The 17,748-nt window shown below is 63.9% G+C and carries 17 protein-coding genes; 7 read left to right on the top strand and 10 right to left on the bottom strand.

Annotated features, from left to right (window positions below):
* Window positions 1-81: 81 nt before the first annotated feature.
* From AC1DYO_RS29750 to AC1DYO_RS29720, 7 genes are all read left to right on the top strand, one after another.
* A complete protein-coding gene (locus tag AC1DYO_RS29750; protein ID WP_477267941.1) occupies window positions 82-1,236 on the top strand; it encodes an ABC transporter substrate-binding protein in 1,155 nt (384 codons plus the stop codon).
* 214 nt (window positions 1,237-1,450) lie between these two features.
* Window positions 1,451-2,449, top strand: coding sequence for an ABC transporter ATP-binding protein (locus tag AC1DYO_RS29745; RefSeq protein WP_477267940.1), 999 nt, complete (start codon window positions 1,451-1,453; stop codon window positions 2,447-2,449).
* Window positions 2,450-2,696: 247 nt separating this feature from the next.
* Window positions 2,697-3,662: an ABC transporter permease gene (locus tag AC1DYO_RS29740; RefSeq protein WP_181056412.1), complete on the top strand. Its 966-nt coding sequence runs from the start codon at window positions 2,697-2,699 to the stop codon at window positions 3,660-3,662.
* Window positions 3,652-4,467 carry an ABC transporter permease gene (locus AC1DYO_RS29735; protein ID WP_454576675.1) on the top strand — a complete coding sequence of 272 codons (816 nt, stop codon included), beginning with the start codon at window positions 3,652-3,654 and terminating at the stop codon, window positions 4,465-4,467. Before AC1DYO_RS29740 ends, AC1DYO_RS29735 begins: the two co-directional genes overlap by 11 nt.
* Window positions 4,468-4,570: 103 nt before the next feature.
* Window positions 4,571-5,998 carry a gamma-aminobutyraldehyde dehydrogenase gene (locus AC1DYO_RS29730; RefSeq protein ID WP_477267939.1) on the top strand — a complete coding sequence of 476 codons (1,428 nt, stop codon included), beginning with the start codon at window positions 4,571-4,573 and terminating at the stop codon, window positions 5,996-5,998.
* Window positions 5,999-6,036: 38 nt separating this feature from the next.
* A complete protein-coding gene (locus AC1DYO_RS29725; protein WP_477267938.1) occupies window positions 6,037-6,522 on the top strand; it encodes an ester cyclase in 486 nt (161 codons plus the stop codon).
* 189 nt (window positions 6,523-6,711) lie between these two features.
* Window positions 6,712-7,311 (top strand): LPXTG cell wall anchor domain-containing protein, encoded by a 600-nt coding sequence (locus tag AC1DYO_RS29720; RefSeq protein WP_477267937.1) that lies wholly within the window; start codon window positions 6,712-6,714, stop codon window positions 7,309-7,311.
* 178 nt (window positions 7,312-7,489) lie between these two features.
* On the opposite strand, the gene AC1DYO_RS29715 is transcribed toward AC1DYO_RS29720, so the two are convergent.
* The 10 genes from AC1DYO_RS29715 to AC1DYO_RS29670 all read right to left on the bottom strand — a co-directional run bounded on the left by AC1DYO_RS29715 (window position 7,490) and on the right by AC1DYO_RS29670 (window position 17,708).
* On the bottom strand, window positions 7,490-7,804 hold the full coding sequence (locus AC1DYO_RS29715; protein WP_181056407.1) for a hypothetical protein: 315 nt from the start codon (window positions 7,802-7,804) through the stop codon (window positions 7,490-7,492).
* A gap of 55 nt (window positions 7,805-7,859) precedes the next feature.
* Window positions 7,860-8,222: a nuclear transport factor 2 family protein gene (locus tag AC1DYO_RS29710; protein ID WP_023688799.1), complete on the bottom strand. Its 363-nt coding sequence runs from the start codon at window positions 8,220-8,222 to the stop codon at window positions 7,860-7,862.
* Between the two features lie 78 nt (window positions 8,223-8,300).
* Window positions 8,301-8,780, bottom strand: coding sequence for a carboxymuconolactone decarboxylase family protein (locus tag AC1DYO_RS29705; protein ID WP_477267936.1), 480 nt, complete (start codon window positions 8,778-8,780; stop codon window positions 8,301-8,303).
* A gap of 109 nt (window positions 8,781-8,889) precedes the next feature.
* A complete protein-coding gene (locus AC1DYO_RS29700; RefSeq protein ID WP_477267935.1) occupies window positions 8,890-10,443 on the bottom strand; it encodes an alpha/beta fold hydrolase in 1,554 nt (517 codons plus the stop codon).
* A gap of 138 nt (window positions 10,444-10,581) precedes the next feature.
* Window positions 10,582-10,896 (bottom strand): formate dehydrogenase subunit delta, encoded by a 315-nt coding sequence (locus AC1DYO_RS29695; protein WP_477267934.1) that lies wholly within the window; start codon window positions 10,894-10,896, stop codon window positions 10,582-10,584.
* Window positions 10,886-11,716 (bottom strand): formate dehydrogenase accessory sulfurtransferase FdhD, encoded by an 831-nt coding sequence (gene fdhD, locus AC1DYO_RS29690; protein ID WP_181056402.1) that lies wholly within the window; start codon window positions 11,714-11,716, stop codon window positions 10,886-10,888. The genes AC1DYO_RS29695 and fdhD overlap by 11 nt, the downstream gene beginning before the upstream one ends.
* 2 nt (window positions 11,717-11,718) lie before the next feature.
* Window positions 11,719-14,631 (bottom strand): formate dehydrogenase subunit alpha, encoded by a 2,913-nt coding sequence (fdhF, locus tag AC1DYO_RS29685; RefSeq protein WP_477267933.1) that lies wholly within the window; start codon window positions 14,629-14,631, stop codon window positions 11,719-11,721.
* 10 nt (window positions 14,632-14,641) lie between these two features.
* A complete protein-coding gene (locus tag AC1DYO_RS29680; RefSeq protein ID WP_477267932.1) occupies window positions 14,642-16,198 on the bottom strand; it encodes a formate dehydrogenase beta subunit in 1,557 nt (518 codons plus the stop codon).
* Window positions 16,195-16,674 (bottom strand): formate dehydrogenase subunit gamma, encoded by a 480-nt coding sequence (locus AC1DYO_RS29675; protein WP_181056399.1) that lies wholly within the window; start codon window positions 16,672-16,674, stop codon window positions 16,195-16,197. The genes AC1DYO_RS29680 and AC1DYO_RS29675 overlap by 4 nt, the downstream gene beginning before the upstream one ends.
* Window positions 16,675-16,808: 134 nt before the next feature.
* On the bottom strand, window positions 16,809-17,708 hold the full coding sequence (locus AC1DYO_RS29670; protein WP_477267931.1) for a LysR family transcriptional regulator: 900 nt from the start codon (window positions 17,706-17,708) through the stop codon (window positions 16,809-16,811).
* Window positions 17,709-17,748: the final 40 nt, after the last annotated feature.

Genomic DNA, 17,748 nt, shown 5'->3' with positions numbered 1-17,748 from the left:
GACGAACTGACGCTTTTCAGCCTGCGGCTGACCGCAGCGAAGACCGGCTTCGCAGTCAGGCGCCAAAATGGGAGATTGACGATGAATTCATTTCTGAAGACGTGTACGGCTTTGACGGTCGCGCTGACCTTTTCCGGTCAGGCCGTCGCCCAGGTCAAGGAACTTGGCAAGGGCGAAGGCGAGGTCAGCATCGTTGCCTGGCCGGGCTATATCGAGCGCGGCGAAACCGACAAGGGCTATGACTGGGTGAGCTCCTTCGAGAAGGAGAGCGGCTGCAAGGTCAACGTCAAGACCGCCAACACCTCCGACGAGATGGTCTCGCTGATGAATGAGGGCGGCTTCGATCTGGTCACCGCTTCGGGTGACGCATCGCTGCGCCTCGTCGCCGGCAAGCGCGTGCAGCCGATCAACACCGATCTCATCCCGAGCTGGAAGAGCGTCGACGACCGGCTGAAGGATGCGCCCTGGTTCACCGTCGACAAGGTGCATTACGGCATTCCCTATCAGTGGGGCCCGAACGTCCTGATGTACAACACCGATGTCTTCAAGGAAGCGCCCAAGAGCTGGAACATCGTCTTCGAGGCGATGGACCTGCCGGACGGCAAGTCGAACAAGGGCCGTGTCCAGGCCTATGACGGCCCGATCCACATTGCCGATGCCGCCAACTATCTGATGTTCCACAAGCCGGAACTCGGCATCAAGGACCCCTACGAACTCAACGAAGACCAGTACAAGGCAGCACTCGACTTGCTGCGCGTCCAGCGCACGCTGGTCGGCCGCTACTGGCATGACGCCGCCATCCAGGTCGACGACTTCCAGAACGAAGGCGTCGTCGCCTCGGGTTCGTGGCCCTACCAGGTCAACACGCTGGTCGCCGCCAAGAAGCCGGTCGCCTCGACGGTGCCGGAAGAAGGCGTCACCGGCTGGGCCGACACCACCATGATGGAGGCCGACGCCGCGCATCCGAACTGCGCCTATATGTGGCTCGAGCATTCGCTGTCGCCCAAGGTCCAGGGCGACGTCTCGGCCTGGTTCGGTTCGCTTCCCGTGGTGCCAGCCGCCTGCAAGGGCAATGAACTGCTCGGTGAGGAAGGCTGCAAGACCAACGGCTACGACAACTTCGACAAGATCAAGTTCTGGAAGACCCCGGTCTCGAAGTGCGCAACCCAGAACGACCAGTGCGTGCCCTACTACCGCTGGGTGTCCGACTATATCGGCGTCATCGGCGGACGGTAATTTCGCCTTCTTTACCCTCCCCCTTGTGGGGAGGGTCGACGCGCAGCGTCGGGGTGGGGGCGCGGCGGTGCGTGCCAGCACCCCCACCCGCGGCTTTGCCGCGACCTCCCCCATCGAGGGGGAGGTGAGGCGCCGCACGAGTTCGCGACCCGCTCACAGTCCTGAGCGGTGCTGGCGACATCAAAAGATCAAGCAGGCAACAGACTGGCAGCCCATGACCTCGGCCGTTTCCTTCCAGAAAGTCTCCCGCCATTTCGGCAGCGTGCGCGCCGTCGATGCGGTCGATCTCGATATCGTGCCGGGCGAGTTCTTCGCCATGCTCGGTCCCTCGGGGTCCGGCAAGACGACGTGCCTGCGGCTGATCGCCGGCTTCGAGCAGCCGACCTCGGGCTCGATCTCGATCTTCGGCGAGCGCGCCGAGGGCGTGCCGCCCTATCGCCGCAACGTCAACACGGTCTTCCAGGACTACGCGTTGTTCCCGCATTTGAACGTACTGGACAATGTCGCCTACGGGCTGATGGTCAAGGGCGTCGCCAAGTCGCAGCGGCAGAAGGCGGCGGAAGAGGCGCTGTCATTGGTGCGGCTTCCCGGCTACGGCGCCCGCCGTCCCGGCCAGCTCTCCGGCGGCCAGCGCCAGCGCGTCGCGCTTGCCCGTGCGCTGGTCAACCAGCCCAAGGTGCTGCTGCTCGACGAGCCGCTCGGCGCCCTCGACCTGAAGCTGCGCGAGAACATGCAGGAAGAGCTGAAGTCGCTGCAGAAGGCGCTCGGCATCACCTTCGTCTTCGTCACCCACGACCAGGGCGAGGCGCTGTCGATGGCCGACCGCGTCGCCGTTTTCAATGACGGCAAGATCATGCAGATCGGCACGCCGGAAGACATCTACCAGCGGCCGAAGACACGCTTCGTCGCCGATTTTGTCGGCTCCTCCAATGTGTTGCCGCCGGATTTCGTCCAGCGCTATTCCGGCCAGCACCGCTGGGGCAGCTTGCGTCCTGAATCCATTCGCATCGGCCGCGCCGCGAAAGGCGAAGGCGTTGCCGCCCGCCTGGTCGGCACCAACTATCTCGGCGCCACCACAAAACTGGCGCTCGATGCCAATGGGCTGCGGCTGCACGCCATCGTGCCCGCCGGCACAAAGCTGCCGGCGGAAGGCGAAGCGGTGGTGCTCACCTTCAACCGCGAGCACCTGCATCTGATGGACGAGCCGGCATGATGATCGCGCGCGGAATTTGGGCAAGCGTTGCGCTCTACGGCGCCCCCCTCTGTCCTGCCGGACATCTCCCTCACGAGGGGGGAGATCAGATGGCGCGACCGCTTTCGCCAGTCACCAACGTTTCAGGAAGGGAGCCGGCGGCGGAGCTGCTGATCTCCCCCCAAGTGGGGGAGATGTCCGGCAGGACAGAGGGGGGCGCGAAGGATCGCAGCCTCTCACTCCACTTCCTGCAGCACAGGACGGCGCCATGACAATCGCCGCGCTCAACTCAACCTCTGCCTCCGCCATTCTGCCCGGCAGCGGTGGCATACGCGGTGCGCTCTCCGACCTGTTCTGGCGCCGGCCGCAACTCCTGCTGTTTCTCATGCTGCTGCCGCCGGTTCTGTGGCTGGGCGTCGTCTATATCGGCTCGCTGTTCGCGCTGCTGGCGCAGAGCTTTTTCTCGATCGATGAGTTCTCCGGCCTCATCAACCATGAGTTCACGCTGAAGACCTATGGCGACCTGTTCCAGGCCGCCAATCTCGACATCATACTGCGCACGGTGACGATGGCGGTGCTGGTCACGCTGGCTTCTGCCGTCATCGCCTTCCCCATTGCCTACTATGCGGCGCGCTATGCCCGCGGCCGCTGGAAGGCGCTGTTTTATCTCGGCGTCATGCTGCCGCTGTGGTCGAGCTACCTGGTCAAGATCTACGCCTGGAAACTGATCCTCGCCAAGGAAGGCATTTTGACCTGGCTGCTGGCCAAGCTGCATCTGCTCTGGGTGCTCGATGGCTGGCTGTCGTTGCCGGTCGTCGGCGGTAACTCACTGTCGGTCTCCGCCACCGGTACCTTCATCGCCTTCGTCTATGTCTGGCTGCCCTTCATGATCCTGCCAGTACAGGCCGCATTGGAACGCGTGCCCGGCAATCTGGTCGAGGCTTCCTCCGATCTCGGGGCGTCGCCGGGCCAGACCTTCCGCAACGTGCTGTTTCCGCTGGCGCTGCCCGGCATCGTCGCCGGCTCGATCTTCACCTTCTCGCTGACGCTGGGCGACTACATCATCCCGCAGATCATCGGCACGTCGCGCCTGTTCATCGGCCAGGCCGTCTATTCGCAGCAAGGCACCGCCGGAAACATTCCGCTCGCCGCCGCCTTCACCGTTGTGCCCATCGTCATCATGGGTTTCTATCTCTGGGGCGCCAAGCGCATGGGGGCCTTCGATGCGCTCTGACGGTTCGCAATCCGCCCCGCTCGGCCTCAAGATCGCAGCCGCCTGCGGCCTGCTCTTCCTGCATCTGCCGATCCTCTTGATCTTCGTCTACGCCTTCACGACGGAAGAAAAGAGCTTCGTCTGGCCGCCGCCGGGGCTGACCACGCAATGGTTCGCCGTCACCTGGAATAGGCCCGATGTCTGGCAGGCGCTGTCGCTCTCGGTCCGCGTCGCCGCCATCTCGACAGCGATTGCCTTGATACTGGGCACACTGTGCGCCGCCGCCGTGTCGCGGACAAAATTCTTCGGCCGCGAGACCATCTCGCTGCTCGTCATCCTGCCGATCGCGCTGCCCGGCATCATCACTGGCATCGCCCTGCGATCGGCCTTCTCGCTCGCCGATATCCCGTTCTCGTTCTGGACGATCGTGCTCGGCCACGCCACCTTCTGCGTCGTCGTCGTCTACAACAACGCCGTTGCCCGTTTCCGCCGCTCCTCGGGCTCGATGATCGAGGCCTCGATGGATCTCGGCGCCGACGGCTTCCAGACCTTCCGGCATGTCGTGCTGCCCAACATCGCCACCGCCCTGCTTGCCGGCGGCATGCTGGCCTTCGCGCTGTCCTTCGACGAGGTCATCGTCACCACCTTCACCGCCGGCCAGCAGCAGACCGTGCCGATCTGGATGCTGGAGGAACTGATCCGTCCGCGCCAGCGACCTGTCACCAATGTCGTGGCCATGGTCGTGGTGCTGGTGACGCTGCTGCCCATCCTGTTTGCCTATTACCTGACCCGCGACGGCGACCAGATCGCCGGCAGTGGAAAATGAAACAAGCGAATAGGGAGTAGCGAGTAGCGAATAGGGAAAGATCGACGACCAACCCTACTCGCTATTCGCTACTCGCTACTCGCTCCTGACAAGGGAGAAATCCATGGACACCCAGATGCTGATCGGCTCGATCTTCGACAAGGGCACCGAAACCGAGGAGCCGATCCTCAATCCAAAGACCGGGGCGACCATTCTCAACCTGCCGGAGGCAAGCCCGGCGCAGATCGAGGCTGCTGTCGCAGCGGCGGAAAAGGCGTTCGTCTTGTGGTCGCGCACCACGCCGGCGCAACGCTCCGGCTATCTCCTCAAGATTGCCGACCGCATCGAGGCAGAGGCCAAGGAGTTCGCCGCGCTCGAGGCGCTGAACTGCGGCAAGCCGATCAACGCGGTGCTCAATGACGAAATCCCGGCAATCGTCGACTGCTATCGCTTCTTTGCCGGCGCGGTCCGTTCGATGCCCGGCGTGGTCGCCGGCGAATACCTGCCCGGCCACACCTCGATGGTGCGTCGCGACCCGATCGGCATCGTCGCCTCGATCGCGCCCTGGAACTATCCGCTGATGATGATGGCTTGGAAGCTGGCGCCGGCGATTGCCGGCGGCAACACCGTCGTCTTCAAGCCTTCGGAGCAGACGCCGCTGACGGCGCTGAAGCTGGCCAGGATCCTGGCCGACGTGCTGCCCGAGGGGGTCGTCAATGTCGTGCTCGGGCGTGGTGACAGCGTCGGCAACACGCTGATCAACCACGCCAAGGTCAACATGATCTCGATCACCGGCGACGTCGCCACCGGCAAGAAGGTGCTGCAGGCCGCCGCCAAGTCGGTCAAGCGCACGCATCTGGAACTCGGCGGCAAGGCGCCGGTCATCGTCTTCGACGACGCCGACCTCGGCGCCGTGGTCAACGGGCTGCGCGCCTTCGGTTATTACAATGCCGGCCAGGACTGCACCGCCGCCTGCCGCATCTATGCCGGCAAGAAGATCTACGACAAGCTCGTTGCCGATCTCTCCTCGGCCGTCTCGACCATCAAATACAACCAGCCGGACGACACCGAAAACGAGATCGGTCCACTGATCTCGCGCCGCCAGCGCGACCGCGTCTCGAGCTTCGTCGAGCGCGCTTCGGAACTGAAGCACATCGAGATCACCACCGGCGGCAAGCCGGGCGAAGGCTCCGGCTTCTACTACCAGCCGACCGTCGTTGCCGGCGCGTTGCAGGAGGACGAGATCGTGCGCCGCGAAGTGTTCGGCCCGGTCGTGTCGATCACCCGCTTCTCCGAGGTCGACGAAGCCGTGACCTGGGCCAATGACAGCGATTATGGTTTGGCGTCCTCGGTGTGGACCAAGGACGTCTCGCGCGCCATGGCGACAGCCGCCCGCCTGCAATATGGCTGCACCTGGATCAACACCCATTTCATGCTGACCAACGAGATGCCGCATGGCGGGCTGAAACAGTCCGGCTACGGCAAGGACATGTCGCTCTACGCGCTGGAGGACTATACCGCCGTTCGCCACGTCATGGTGGCTCACGGCTAAAGCAGGACGAGCAGCCATTCAACCAAGGGAGGAAGACAATGCATCGCCGTCAGTTTCTAACGTCCGCAACCATCGCCGCCACGCTTCTCGTCGTGGCGCCATCCTTCGCCGCCGATACCGCGCAATCGGTGGTCGAAGCCTATGTCGCCGCCTGGAACGCCCATGATTCGGCCAAGGCCGCCGGCTATTTCGCTGACGACGTCACCTACTACGACGCCTCGGTCGGCACGCCGGTCAAGGGCAAGGAAGCCGCCAAGACCGGTGTTATCGACAATTTCCTGAAGGCTGTTCCCGACGCCGTCTGGACGATGAAGGGCGCACCGGTGGTCGAGGGCGACCGAGTCTCGTTCGAATGGGAGTTTTCCGGCACCAACACCGGCGCCTGGGCCGACGGCACGGCTGCCACCGGCAAGAAGTTTTCCTTCACCGGTGCCTCGATGTTCTCGATCAAGGACGGCAAGATCACCACCCAGAGCGACTACTACGATGCGCTTGGCTTCTACAAACAGCTGGGCCTGATGTAGTCAGCCCTCGCCGAGTCTTGAACAAAGGCATGGCGGCGATCCGCCATGCCTAAAGTATTCATCGTCCAGGTCGGCATCTGTTAAGCCTGTTGAACTTTCGCGGCCCGGCGACAGTTCACAATTTACTGAATATTCAACCTGAACGAGCAGCCTCCTTGCCGGAAAACCGCGCGGCGAGGGGGTTTGCGCATGAACACGACCAAGATCAAGCTGGTACTCATTGGCGGCTTCTGTCTGCTGATCGCTGTGTTCGGCGGCAAGGACATTATCAAGAAAAGCGGCTGGCCCGAGGCGCCAGCCGAGATCCTTGCGGTCGCTGTCGAATGCGACATGGAATCGACCGCCCACAAGATCGTCTACAAGACCGTCAGCACCGCCACGATCCCCTGCGAGCTGGTTGACGCGTTCAAGACGGTGCACGCCGACAAAGAGTGGAAGGTGACCCAGAAATTCACCGGCACCTTGCGCGTCGGCACCGGCGCCGATGCCGTCGAGGCCACGATGGAGCTGAACAAGAACGGCGACCGCGAACCGCAGGTCGGCGACAAACTCACCGTCGTCCAGAACCCCGCCAAACCGACCCAGATCGAACGCACGGGCATGACCGGCACGCGCCTGGCCATCGTCATTGGCGCCGGACTGCTCGGCGCGCTGCTCCTCTATTTTGCCTTCCGGCCGCGCAGGCAGGCATCGGCCTCCGCGACGGCTGGGACCACTGGCGGCGATGCCGGCGCGGACCAGCGCGCCCGCCAGGCCGACGCCCTGATAGCGGCGGCTCTGGCCAAATAGGCCACGCTGCCCAATCAGCCGGCGCGTACCGCGCCGGCCGGATTGGCCAGGGAAGGCCGCTTCGCCGGGCAGCGATCGAATTTCGGCCGCCGCAACTGACGGCCGAAAGTCGCGGCGTCCTCTCTGTTTTTACGCAATTCCGGACGGAAAAACCGCTCACACTTTTCCTGGAATTGCTCTACTCCACGATGCGGTAGATGTTCCAAAGGCTGGTGCCTGACACGACGTAGGGCTCCATCTCCTTGCCCCATTTGGCGTGCGCATCGATCTTGCCGATCTTGGCGAAGAACGCCTCCAACTGGGCCAGGCTCTCGACCTGGTGATGCGATTCGACCGTCGCCTCCCGGGCGCCGATCGAACCGGTCATGATCTGGAACTCGAGATCGGCAATGCCGACCTGAGAGCCGATCTCGCGCTCCCATTTCTTGAGCAGGTCGAGCACGGTCTGCTTGTGCCCGAACTTGGCGTCGATCTGCCATCTGGCGCTGAACATTTTTGTGTCCTCCAGTTTTGCGGCCCAAACCGCGGTTGATTTTTTCGCGGTTGACCTACTCGTCCCAGGCCTGCACGACGGTCTGTCGCGCAATCCGTCCGTTCTTCAGCTCCAGCATCGCCGCGCAGAACACTTTCGTGCCGTCCGGATAGGCGCAGGCCTGGGTGAAGGCGAGATTGTCGCCATCGGCGATGGTGGTGTCGACCTTGTGGGTCATTGCCCGGCTGCAGATGTCGTCCCAGAACGTGCTGATCGCCGCCCGACCGCGGATCTCGCGCGGCTTGCTCGGCGGGTTGTTGCGATCGATCACCCGCACCAGCGCATCGTCGGCATAGAAGCTCGCCAGCATCCTGCCATCCCGTCCTTCGATCGCTTTCTTGATCGCGGCGCCGTCCACGCTTTGCGTCTTGGTCAGCATTTCTTCCTCCATGGCCCGTCGATCGGGCGGTTGATGATCACAAGCACTTGCCCGGCGGCCATCGCCGGGCAGGGTCTTTCATTGCGACTTGGCTTTGATGGCCGCGAACACGCCGTCGGTCTGCTGTTTGAAGGTGGCAAAATCGACCTGGCTGCCGTTGAGCATCGTCGACCAATGGCGCACGATCGCCGCCATAGCGATCGTCTCCTTGATCTCCTCATCGGTCGCGCCATTGAGCTTGGCGGCCTCGGTGTGGAAATAGATGCAGTACTGGCAGGGAATCTGCGAGGCGACGGCCAGCCCCATCAGTTCCTTGGTCTTGCCGTCGAGCGCGGTCTTGGGGTTGAGCTGCACGCCCTTGATCTCGGCCCAGGCGCCGGCAACCGCAACGTCGGGCAGCGTCTTGAACATGTCCGGCACCGAGCCGAGCGTCGCCTCGATGTCCTTGTAGGCGGCGGCCGCCGTGGCGTCCTCGGCCTTGGCAGGGGCGATCGTGAACAGTGCGCCAACGCCTGCCGCTATCACCAGCGATTTGATCGACCTGTTTGACTTCAGCATTGCATCCTCCGCTCGCAGCGCCTTCCCGGCGACATCCGCCTGGGCTGCATGGAGAGAATTGGTAGCGCCTGCGCGCCCTTGGCCGCTTCGCCCAAAAGCGCCATGGCTCCTATGGCCCGTCCGGGCCAGTGTGCCTGGCGGAAAATGCCGCTGCCGCCGCCCGCGACGGCAGGTCGAGCTTCAGCAATATGTTGGCGACATGACGCTTGACCGTATGCTCGCTGAGCCTCAACTCGGCAGCGATTGCGGCATTGCTCTTGCCGTCGGCGATCAGGCTCACCACCTCGCTTTCGCGCGCCGTTAGTTGAGCCGCCTCGGTTGGCTTGGCCTTGGGACGGCAGGCCGGTTCGAGATGCTGTTCCGACGTCGCCTGGACCAGCGCCAGCGGCTCGTCCAGCTCATCCACCGTGACGCGCCCGGCATCGATGAAATGCAGGCCGGAACCCGCCGCCAGATCGGCGACCAGCCGCGACGCCAGAATATCGCCACGCCCGGCATGGGCGGCGATCTGCATCGTCACCCGTGCCATCAGCCCCACCGGCGGCCCGCGCATTTCGACCTCGCCGACATGCGCGCCCTGGGCGCTTGCAATGCCCATATGCTGCGCCGCGTCGCGCAGCGCCGCCGCGCAGCGTATGGCCCGCGCCGGCCCGTCGAAGCGCGAGATCATCAATTCGCCATGGATGCCGGCGATGCGTCCGCCATGACGGCCGACCAGCTGCCGCCAGCTCTCCTGGAAGCGCTCGCTGCGTTCGCTCCACATGCGGTCGCCCACCCGCGCCGTGTCGTAGATGCGTGTCGCCAGAAGAGCGGCAAGCGCGCGCTCCGCTTCGGCCACGGCACGCTCGCCGGTCAGGAATTCCTCGAGCAGGTCCGCCACCCGGTCGACGTCGCCGGTCCAGATCGGGTGATCGCGGCCGGGGATTTCGACCAGTCGCGCATTCGCGATCTTTTTCGCCAGGAAGCGGCTGGCGTCGGGATCCACGCGCACATCGTTGCGGCGATGGATGAGCAGGGTCGGTGCGCCGATCGCCGAAAGCACGCCGCGCACGTCGATACCGGCATTCATCCGGGCAAGGGCGGCCGCTGCCGTCGGGCTCGCCGACAGCCGTTCGAAGCGCGCCCACCACTGGGTGAAATGCGCGTCATCGACGCGGCCCGGCGCGAAGTTGGGCAGAGTGGCGCCGGTGCCCCAGGCCGTGCCGGCGGTCGCGATGAAGGTCTCGAGGCGTTCGGGCGGCATGACCCATTTGTGGAAATGCGCATAGCCGCCATAAAGCACCAACGCCCGTGTCCGCTCCGGATAGGTGGCGGCGAACAGCATTGCCAGCGGCGCGCCTTCCGAGGCGCCGAGCAGCGCCGCACGGCCACTGCCGGTGGCATCCATCACCGCGCGCACGTCGTCCATGCGGGTTTCGAGGCTGGGCAGATGGCGTGGGTCGACGCGGTCGGACAGGCCGGTGCCGCGCTTGTCGAACAGGATCAGCCGCGAGAACGCCGACAGCCGTTTCAACAGCCTGGTATAACCCTCGTCTTCCCAATGCAGATCGAGGTTGGAAATAAAGCCGGGCACGAAAACCAGGTCGAACGATCCCTGGCCGACCACCTGATAGGCGATCCGCACGTCGCCGCTGAGGGCATATCGCGTCTCGATCGGCCTCACGACTGCATCCCGCCCGGCCAGACGACTTCTGATCGTCGACCATAGCAGACACCTGCCGGGTGCGGCAGTCAAACTTTAGAAGACAGGAATATAGCCCCCGACGCGAACCGCGTTCGACCGACTATTTCTGGCGATCGGCTATTTCTGGGGAGCGGCGCTCTCTGCACCCGTGGGTTCGACGTAGCCGATGCTTATATCGGCCTGCTCCTCGGTCTTCGGCCGCTTGATCCTGGCCGAGGCCACAACGACAAGCTCATCAAAGTCTTCGCTGCCGCTATCCAGCATCTCGAAGAACTGCCGCCGCATCCTGGGCTCCCAGAACTTGTTGATGTGTTCGGCTACACCCGCCACGCCTTCCTCGCGCGGCCTGGAATGGAAGAAAGCGGCGATCTGATTGGCCATGCGCACCAGCTTTTCCCTGGTGCTCGTGATGTGCTCTTCGTCATGCGACATGCTGGGCAACTCCCAAGACCACCCGTTCCGGGTGGGTGAAAACATCGAAATCGTCGCCGCGCACCAGCGCCACCAGCGTCATTCCTGCCTCTTCCGCTGTGCGGATGGCAAGCGCGGTCGGCGCCGACACGGCCATGATGAAAGCCGAGCCGATGGCCGCCGTCTTCTGCACCATCTCAACCGAGACGCGTGAGGTAACGACCACGGCGCCCGAGGCACCGTTAATGCCGGCCTTCGCCAGCGCGCCGGCCAGCTTGTCCAGCGCATTGTGGCGGCCGACATCCTCGCGCGCCATGACGATGCCCTTGCCCGGGATGTAGAAGCCCGCGGCATGCACGGCGCCGGTTTCTGAATGCAGCGGCTGCACCTTCGACAACAGCCTGACCGAGCGAACAATGTCGTCGGCCTCAAGCGTAAGTTTGGACGCACCAACCTTGTCGACCGAGCGCATAGCTTCCTCGATGGATTCGATGCCGCACAGCCCGCAGCCAACCGGCCCGGCCAAGCGCCTGCGTCGCGCCTCGAAGCGCGTATTGGCCTGATCCTTCAGCCGGATCTGGATGTCGATCCCGGCGCCATGGTCCTCGACCTCGATCGCCTCGATCTCGTCAGGCAACGCGATGATGCCTTCCGTCAGCGAGAAGCCGAGCGCGAAATCCTCGAAATCGGCCGGGCTTGCCATCATCACCGCATGGGTGGTGCCGGCAAAGGAGAACGCCACCGGCGTCTCTTCCGGCACCATGCGGTTAGCCGCCGCAGTGCCGCTGGCACGGTGCGCCAGCCGCGATATCTGCGTCGTTGCTTTGCGGCGCGCGGCCAAGACTACTCCGCCGCCTGTAGCGGAGCGATGCGGCGGCTGTTGCGCGCCTGCTCGTCATAGTCGCGCTGCCAGTCCGAAGGCCCGTTCGACGCGCCGACCTGCACCGCCGTCACCTTGTACTCCGGACAATTGGTCGCCCAGTCCGAGAAGTCGGTGGTGATGACGTTGGCCTGCGTGTCCGGATGATGGAAGGTGGTGTAGACCACACCCGGCGACACCCGGTCGGTAATCAGCGCACGCAGCGTCGTCTCACCCGAACGGCTGGTCAGCCGCACCCAGTCGCCATCGCGCAGGCCGCGGTTCTCGGCATCGTGCGGATGGATCTCCAGCCGGTCTTCCGAGTGCCACATGACGTTTTCGGTACGCCTTGTCTGTGCACCGACATTGTACTGGCTGAGGATGCGGCCGGTTGTCAGCAGCAACGGGAAACGCGGCCCGGTCCGCTCGTCGGTCGCCACATATTCGGTGCGGATGAACTTGCCCTTGCCGCGCACGAAGGCGTCGATATGCATGATCGGCGTGCCGAGCGGGGCCTTCTCGTTGCACGGCCATTGCACCGATCCGACACGGTCCAGCAGATCGAAGGAGACGCCGGCGAAGCTTGGCGTCGTCTTGGCGATCTCGTCCATGATTTCCGAGGGATGCTGGTAGTTCCAGTCAAGCCCGATCGCACGGGCAAGCTCCTGCGTCGCTTCCCAGTCGGCGTACCGCGCCTTCGGCTCCAGCACCTTGCGCACCATGTTGATGCGGCGCTCGGCATTGGTGAAGGTGCCGTCCTTCTCCAGGAAGGTCGAGCCCGGCAGGAAGACATGCGCGTAGTTCGCTGTCTCGTTGAGGAACAGGTCGTGCACGACCACGCATTCCATCGCCGCCAGGCCGGCCGCGACATGCTTGGTATCAGGGTCGGACTGCAGGATGTCCTCGCCCTGGATGTAGATGCCTTTGAAAGAGCCGTCGACAGCGGCATCCAGCATGTTGGGGATGCGCAGGCCCGGTTCATCGTCGAGCTTCACGCCCCACAGGCTCTCATAGATGTCGCGCACCGCCTCGCCCGAGATGTGGCGATAGCCCGGCAGTTCATGCGGGAACGAGCCCATGTCGCATGAGCCCTGCACATTGTTCTGGCCGCGCAGCGGGTTCACGCCGACGCCCGGGCGGCCGATATTGCCGGTCGCCATGGCAAGGTTGGCGATAGCCATAACCGTGGTCGAACCCTGGCTGTGTTCGGTGACGCCGAGGCCGTAATAAATCGCGCCGTTGCCGCCCTTGGCATAGAGCCGCGCAGCACCCCGGATCAGCTCCGGGTCGACGCCGGAAAGCTTGCCGACGGTCTCGGGGCTGTTCTCCGGCAAAGCGACGAAGGAGGCCCAGTCCTGGAACTCCGTCCAGTCGCAGCGTTCGCGGATGAAGGCTTCGTCGAAAAGCCCTTCGGTGACGATGACATGCGCGAGCGACGTCAGCACCGCCACGTTGGTGCCGGGCTTCAGCGGCAGGTGGTAGTCGGCCTCGACATGCGCCGACTTGACCATTTCGGTGCGGCGCGGATCGAGCACGATCAGCTTGGCGCCCTGGCGCAGCCGCTTCTTCAGCCGCGAAGCAAACACCGGATGGGCGGAAACCGGGTTGGCGCCGATGATGACGGCGACATCGGTGAACTCGACGGAATCGAAATCCTGGGTGCCGGCCGAGGTGCCATAGGTCTGGCCGAGGCCGTAGCCGGTCGGCGAGTGGCAGACGCGGGCGCAGGTGTCGACATTGTTGTTGCGGAAGCCTTGGCGCACCAGCTTCTGCACCAGATAGGTCTCCTCATTCGTGCAGCGCGAGGACGTGATACCGCCGATCGAGGTGCGGCCGTATTGATACTGGATACGGCGGAATTCCTTGGCCGTATGGGCGATCGCCTCTTCCCAGCTCACCTCGCGCCAGGGATCGCTGACCTTTTCCCGGATCATCGGCGACAGGATGCGGTCCTTGTGGGTCGCGTAGCCATAGGCGAAACGGCCCTTCACGCAGGAGTGGCCGTGGTTCGCCTTGCCGTCCTTGTAGGGCATCATGCGAATGACTTCGTCGCCCTTCACTTCGGCCTTGAAAGAGCAGCCGACGCCGCAATAGGCACAGGTGGTGACGGCGGAGCGCTCGGGCATGCCTTTCTCAAGCACGGTCTTTTCACGCAGCGCATCGGTCGGACAGGCCTGCACGCAGGCGCCGCAGGACACGCATTCGGAGGTGACAAAATCCTCATGCATGCCGGCGACCATGCGCGATTCGAAACCGCGGCCCTCGATCGTCAGCGCGAAGGTGCCTTGCACCTCCTCGCAGGCCCGCACGCAGCGCGAGCAGACGATACATTGCGCCGGATCATAGGTGAAATAAGGGTTGGACTCATCGCGGGCGATGTAGTCGACCGCCAGCGAGCCATGGCCGGGCGCGACGCCGTTTTCCTGCTTGACGTGGTTGCGGCCCTCGATGCCGAAGCGGTTCTCGGTCAGGCCGACCGACTTCGCCACAACGTCGAACTCGCTGGCGCCGGTGCCGGCCTTCTCGTTCCAGCCAGTCGGATGGTCGGAGACGTAAAGCTCCATGACACCGCGGCGGATGGCGTCGAGCCGCTCGGATTGCGTGCGCACCACCATGCCTTCGCCGACCGGCGTCGTGCAGGATGCCGGCGTGCCGCCGCGCCCCTCGATCTCGACCAGGCAGACGCGGCAGGAACCGAACGAGTCCAACATGTCCGTGGCGCAGAGTTTTGGAATCTCGACCCCGCCTTCGATCGCCGCGCGCATGATCGACGTACCCTCCGGCACGCTGATACTGCGGCCGTCGACGATCAGCGTGACCTGCTTTTGCGCCTTCGATTCCGGGGTTCCGTAGTCGAGTTCTTCGATGAGTATCGGGAAGTCGGCCTTGATATTCATCTGCCAGCTCCTATTCAGCAGCCACGCGCGCCGGCGCGGGCTTGAAATCTTCGGGGAAATGGGTGATCGAGCTCATCACCGGGTAGGGCGTGAAGCCGCCCAGCGCGCAGAGCGATCCGAACTTCATCGTGTTGCAGAGATCGGCGACCAGAGCCAGGTTCTTTTCCGGCTCGATGCCGGCGGCAAGCCTGTCGATGGTCTCCACCCCGCGTGTCGAGCCGATGCGGCAGGGCGTGCACTTGCCGCAGCTCTCAATGGCACAGAACTCCATGGCGAAGCGCGCCTGCTTCAGCATGTCGGCCGTGTCGTCGAACACGGTGATGCCGGCATGACCGATCAGTCCGTCCTTGGCGGCAAAGGCTTCATAGTCGAATGCAGTATCGAACAGCGCGCGCGGGAAATAGGCGCCGAGCGGGCCGCCGACCTGCACCGCCTTCACCGGGCGACCGGTGGCCGTACCGCCGCCGATATCGTCGACGATTTCGCCCAGCGTCATGCCGAAGGCAGCCTCGAACAGGCCGCCGAACTTGACATTGCCGGCGATCTGAATCGGGATCGTGCCGCGCGAGCGGCCCATGCCGAAATCCTTGTAGAAGGCCGCACCCTTGTCCATGATGATCGGCACGGAAGCCAGCGAGATGACATTGTTGATCACCGTCGGCTTGCCGAACAGACCCTGGATCGCCGGCAGCGGTGGCTTGGCGCGCACCACGCCGCGCTTGCCTTCAAGGCTGTTCAGCAGCGAAGTTTCCTCACCGCAGACATAGGCGCCGGCGCCGACCCGGATTTCCATGTCGAAAGCGTTGGGCGAACCGAGCACATTGACGCCGAGCACGCCTGCCTTGCGGGCGACCTCGACAGCCTTGTTCATGACAGCCACCGCATGCGGATATTCCGAGCGGATATAGACGAAGCCCTTGGTCGCGCCGGTGGCGATGCCGGCAATCGTCATGCCTTCGATGAGCACGAAGGGGTCGCCCTCCATGATCATGCGGTCGGCGAAGGTAGCGCTGTCGCCTTCGTCGGCGTTGCAGACGATGTACTTGCGCTCGCCGGCGGTATCAAGCACCGTCTTCCACTTGATGCCGGTCGGGAAACCAGCCCCGCCACGACCGCGCAAGCCCGATTCTGTGACCTGCTTGACGATATCGAGCGGCGCCATAGCCACCGCGTTCTGCAAGCCCTTCAGTCCGCCCAGTGACTTGTAGGCGTCGAGCGACAGCGGGTCGTTGATACCGCAACGCGCGAAGGTCAGGCGCGTCTGCTTAGCCAGGAAGGGGATCTTGTCCGGCGCGCCCAGCCAGCGCTTGTGATGGCCACCGGTGAGAAAGCCGCTGTCGAAGAGGCTCTTGACGTCTGAGGGCTTGACCGGCCCGTAAGCGACGCGGCCCTTTTCGGTCGCGACCTCGACCATCGGTTCGAGGAAATAGGCGCCGCGCGAGCCGTTGCGCACGATCTTGGCCTCGATGCCGCGTTCGGCGAGCTCCGCGCGAACCGCCTTGGCGACCTTTTCGGCGCCGAGCGCCAGCGCGCCGGAGTCACCTGGAATGTAGATGCGCGGGATCATGAGCGTACCTCCGCGACGATCTCTTCGATCTTCTCGTCATCGAGCCGCCCGATCACCTCACCGTCCAGCATCGCCGACGGCGAACAGGCGCAAAGCCCGAGGCAATAGACCGGCTCCAGTGTAACCGATCCGTCGCGGGTGGTCTCGTGAAAACCGATGCCGAGCAATTGCTTGATCTTGGCGGCGACGGCGTCCGAACCCATCGACTGGCAGGCTTCCGCCTGGCAGAGCTTGAGCACGTGCCGGCCGGCCGGCTTGGCGCGGAAATCATGGTAGAAGGTGACGACGCCGTGCACTTCGGCCCGCGACAGGTTCAGCCCATCGGCAATGACCGGCAGCACGTCGTGCGGCACATGGCCGAACTCTTCCTGGATGCCGTGGAGGATCGGCAGCAATGGACCTTCGAGGTCCTTCAACTCCTGGACGATCGCCGCTATGCGCGATGCGATCTCGGTACTTGCAGGCTGCATCGTCATGCAGCGCCCTCCCTGGTCGATAGCTTCTATCGCTAAGTCTTTACAAAATCAGAGGAAACCTCTGGAATCAATAAAGCTGATCCGTTGTTTGATAGAAATTTTCTATCAAGCTCGCCCAACCCGCACTGTCTAGCTCAACGACGGGTGTGAAAATCGTCTGCCAGCGCCATCGCCTCGTCCAGCAGCGCCTGGACCAGCGGCGTATGCGGCTCGCGCGGCGTCGCCACCAGCCCGACGGTGTGGCTGGCGTCCGGCTCGACGATCGGAATGGCCCGGATCGGCTCGGAAAAACCGAATGTTTCCGCGAGGTTGAGCGGCATGATCGACGACCACTTGCCAGTACGGATATGCGAGAACAGCACAATCATCGAGTTGGATTCGAGGGTCGGTCGCACCTGCACGCCGGCCTCCGCCAGGTGCTGGTCGATGATGCGGCGGTTTTGCATGTCCGGCGTCAAAAGGCAGAGCGGCAATTGGCTGATTTCCGCCCATGTCACTTTGTCGCGGTCGGAATAGGGGTTTCCGACCGCCGTGATCAGCTGGTAGCGCTCGTCATAAAGCGGCACGCTGGTCACCCGCCCCAACGGCTCGTTGTCGAGATAGGTAATGCCGGCATCGATGTCGAAATTGCCGAGCAGCGACAGCACCTCGATCGAGGTCCGCGACAGCACCGAGAAGGTGACGCCCGGATGCTTTTCGCGAAACGGCGTCGTCAGCCGCGCCACCATGGCCAAAGCAGTGGGGATGGCGGCGATACGGATGCGCCCGGATAGGCCGTGGCGCGCCGCCCGCATCTCCTCGCGCATGGTGCGGCTGTCGCCGACGATGCGGCGCGCCCACGCCAGCACCTGTTCGCCTTCCGGCGTCAGCCCCTGGAAGCGTGAGCCGCGCAGCACCAGCATCACGCCGAGCTGGCCTTCCAACTGCTTGATGCCGGCCGACAAGGTCGGCTGCGTGACGCCACACGCTTCCGCCGCCCGGCCGAAATGCTCCTCCTTGGCCAGTGCGATGAAGAATTCGAGCTTGTCGATCATTGGCGCAAGCTATCCGGCGCCGGGCGCCTGCGCCAGACGA

This window comes from Mesorhizobium sp. P2_F5 (assembly GCF_056403715.1).
This window is presented reverse-complemented; position numbering and strand designations above follow the sequence as displayed.

Bases quoted from the DNA above. Each gene is read 5' to 3' on its own strand.
- AC1DYO_RS29750 (WP_477267941.1), top strand. From the start codon at position 82: ATGAATTCATTTCTGAAGACGTGTACGGCTTTGACGGTCGCGCTGACC.
- AC1DYO_RS29745 (WP_477267940.1), top strand. From the start codon at position 1,451: ATGACCTCGGCCGTTTCCTTCCAGAAAGTCTCCCGCCATTTCGGCAGC.
- AC1DYO_RS29740 (WP_181056412.1), top strand. From the start codon at position 2,697: ATGACAATCGCCGCGCTCAACTCAACCTCTGCCTCCGCCATTCTGCCC.
- AC1DYO_RS29735 (WP_454576675.1), top strand. From the start codon at position 3,652: ATGCGCTCTGACGGTTCGCAATCCGCCCCGCTCGGCCTCAAGATCGCA.
- AC1DYO_RS29730 (WP_477267939.1), top strand. From the start codon at position 4,571: ATGGACACCCAGATGCTGATCGGCTCGATCTTCGACAAGGGCACCGAA.
- AC1DYO_RS29725 (WP_477267938.1), top strand. From the start codon at position 6,037: ATGCATCGCCGTCAGTTTCTAACGTCCGCAACCATCGCCGCCACGCTT.
- AC1DYO_RS29720 (WP_477267937.1), top strand. From the start codon at position 6,712: ATGAACACGACCAAGATCAAGCTGGTACTCATTGGCGGCTTCTGTCTG.
- AC1DYO_RS29715 (WP_181056407.1), bottom strand. From the start codon at position 7,804: ATGTTCAGCGCCAGATGGCAGATCGACGCCAAGTTCGGGCACAAGCAG.
- AC1DYO_RS29710 (WP_023688799.1), bottom strand. From the start codon at position 8,222: ATGCTGACCAAGACGCAAAGCGTGGACGGCGCCGCGATCAAGAAAGCG.
- AC1DYO_RS29705 (WP_477267936.1), bottom strand. From the start codon at position 8,780: ATGCTGAAGTCAAACAGGTCGATCAAATCGCTGGTGATAGCGGCAGGC.
- AC1DYO_RS29695 (WP_477267934.1), bottom strand. From the start codon at position 10,896: ATGTCGCATGACGAAGAGCACATCACGAGCACCAGGGAAAAGCTGGTG.
- fdhF (WP_477267933.1), bottom strand. From the start codon at position 14,631: ATGAATATCAAGGCCGACTTCCCGATACTCATCGAAGAACTCGACTAC.
- AC1DYO_RS29680 (WP_477267932.1), bottom strand. From the start codon at position 16,198: ATGATCCCGCGCATCTACATTCCAGGTGACTCCGGCGCGCTGGCGCTC.
- AC1DYO_RS29675 (WP_181056399.1), bottom strand. From the start codon at position 16,674: ATGACGATGCAGCCTGCAAGTACCGAGATCGCATCGCGCATAGCGGCG.
- AC1DYO_RS29670 (WP_477267931.1), bottom strand. From the start codon at position 17,708: ATGATCGACAAGCTCGAATTCTTCATCGCACTGGCCAAGGAGGAGCAT.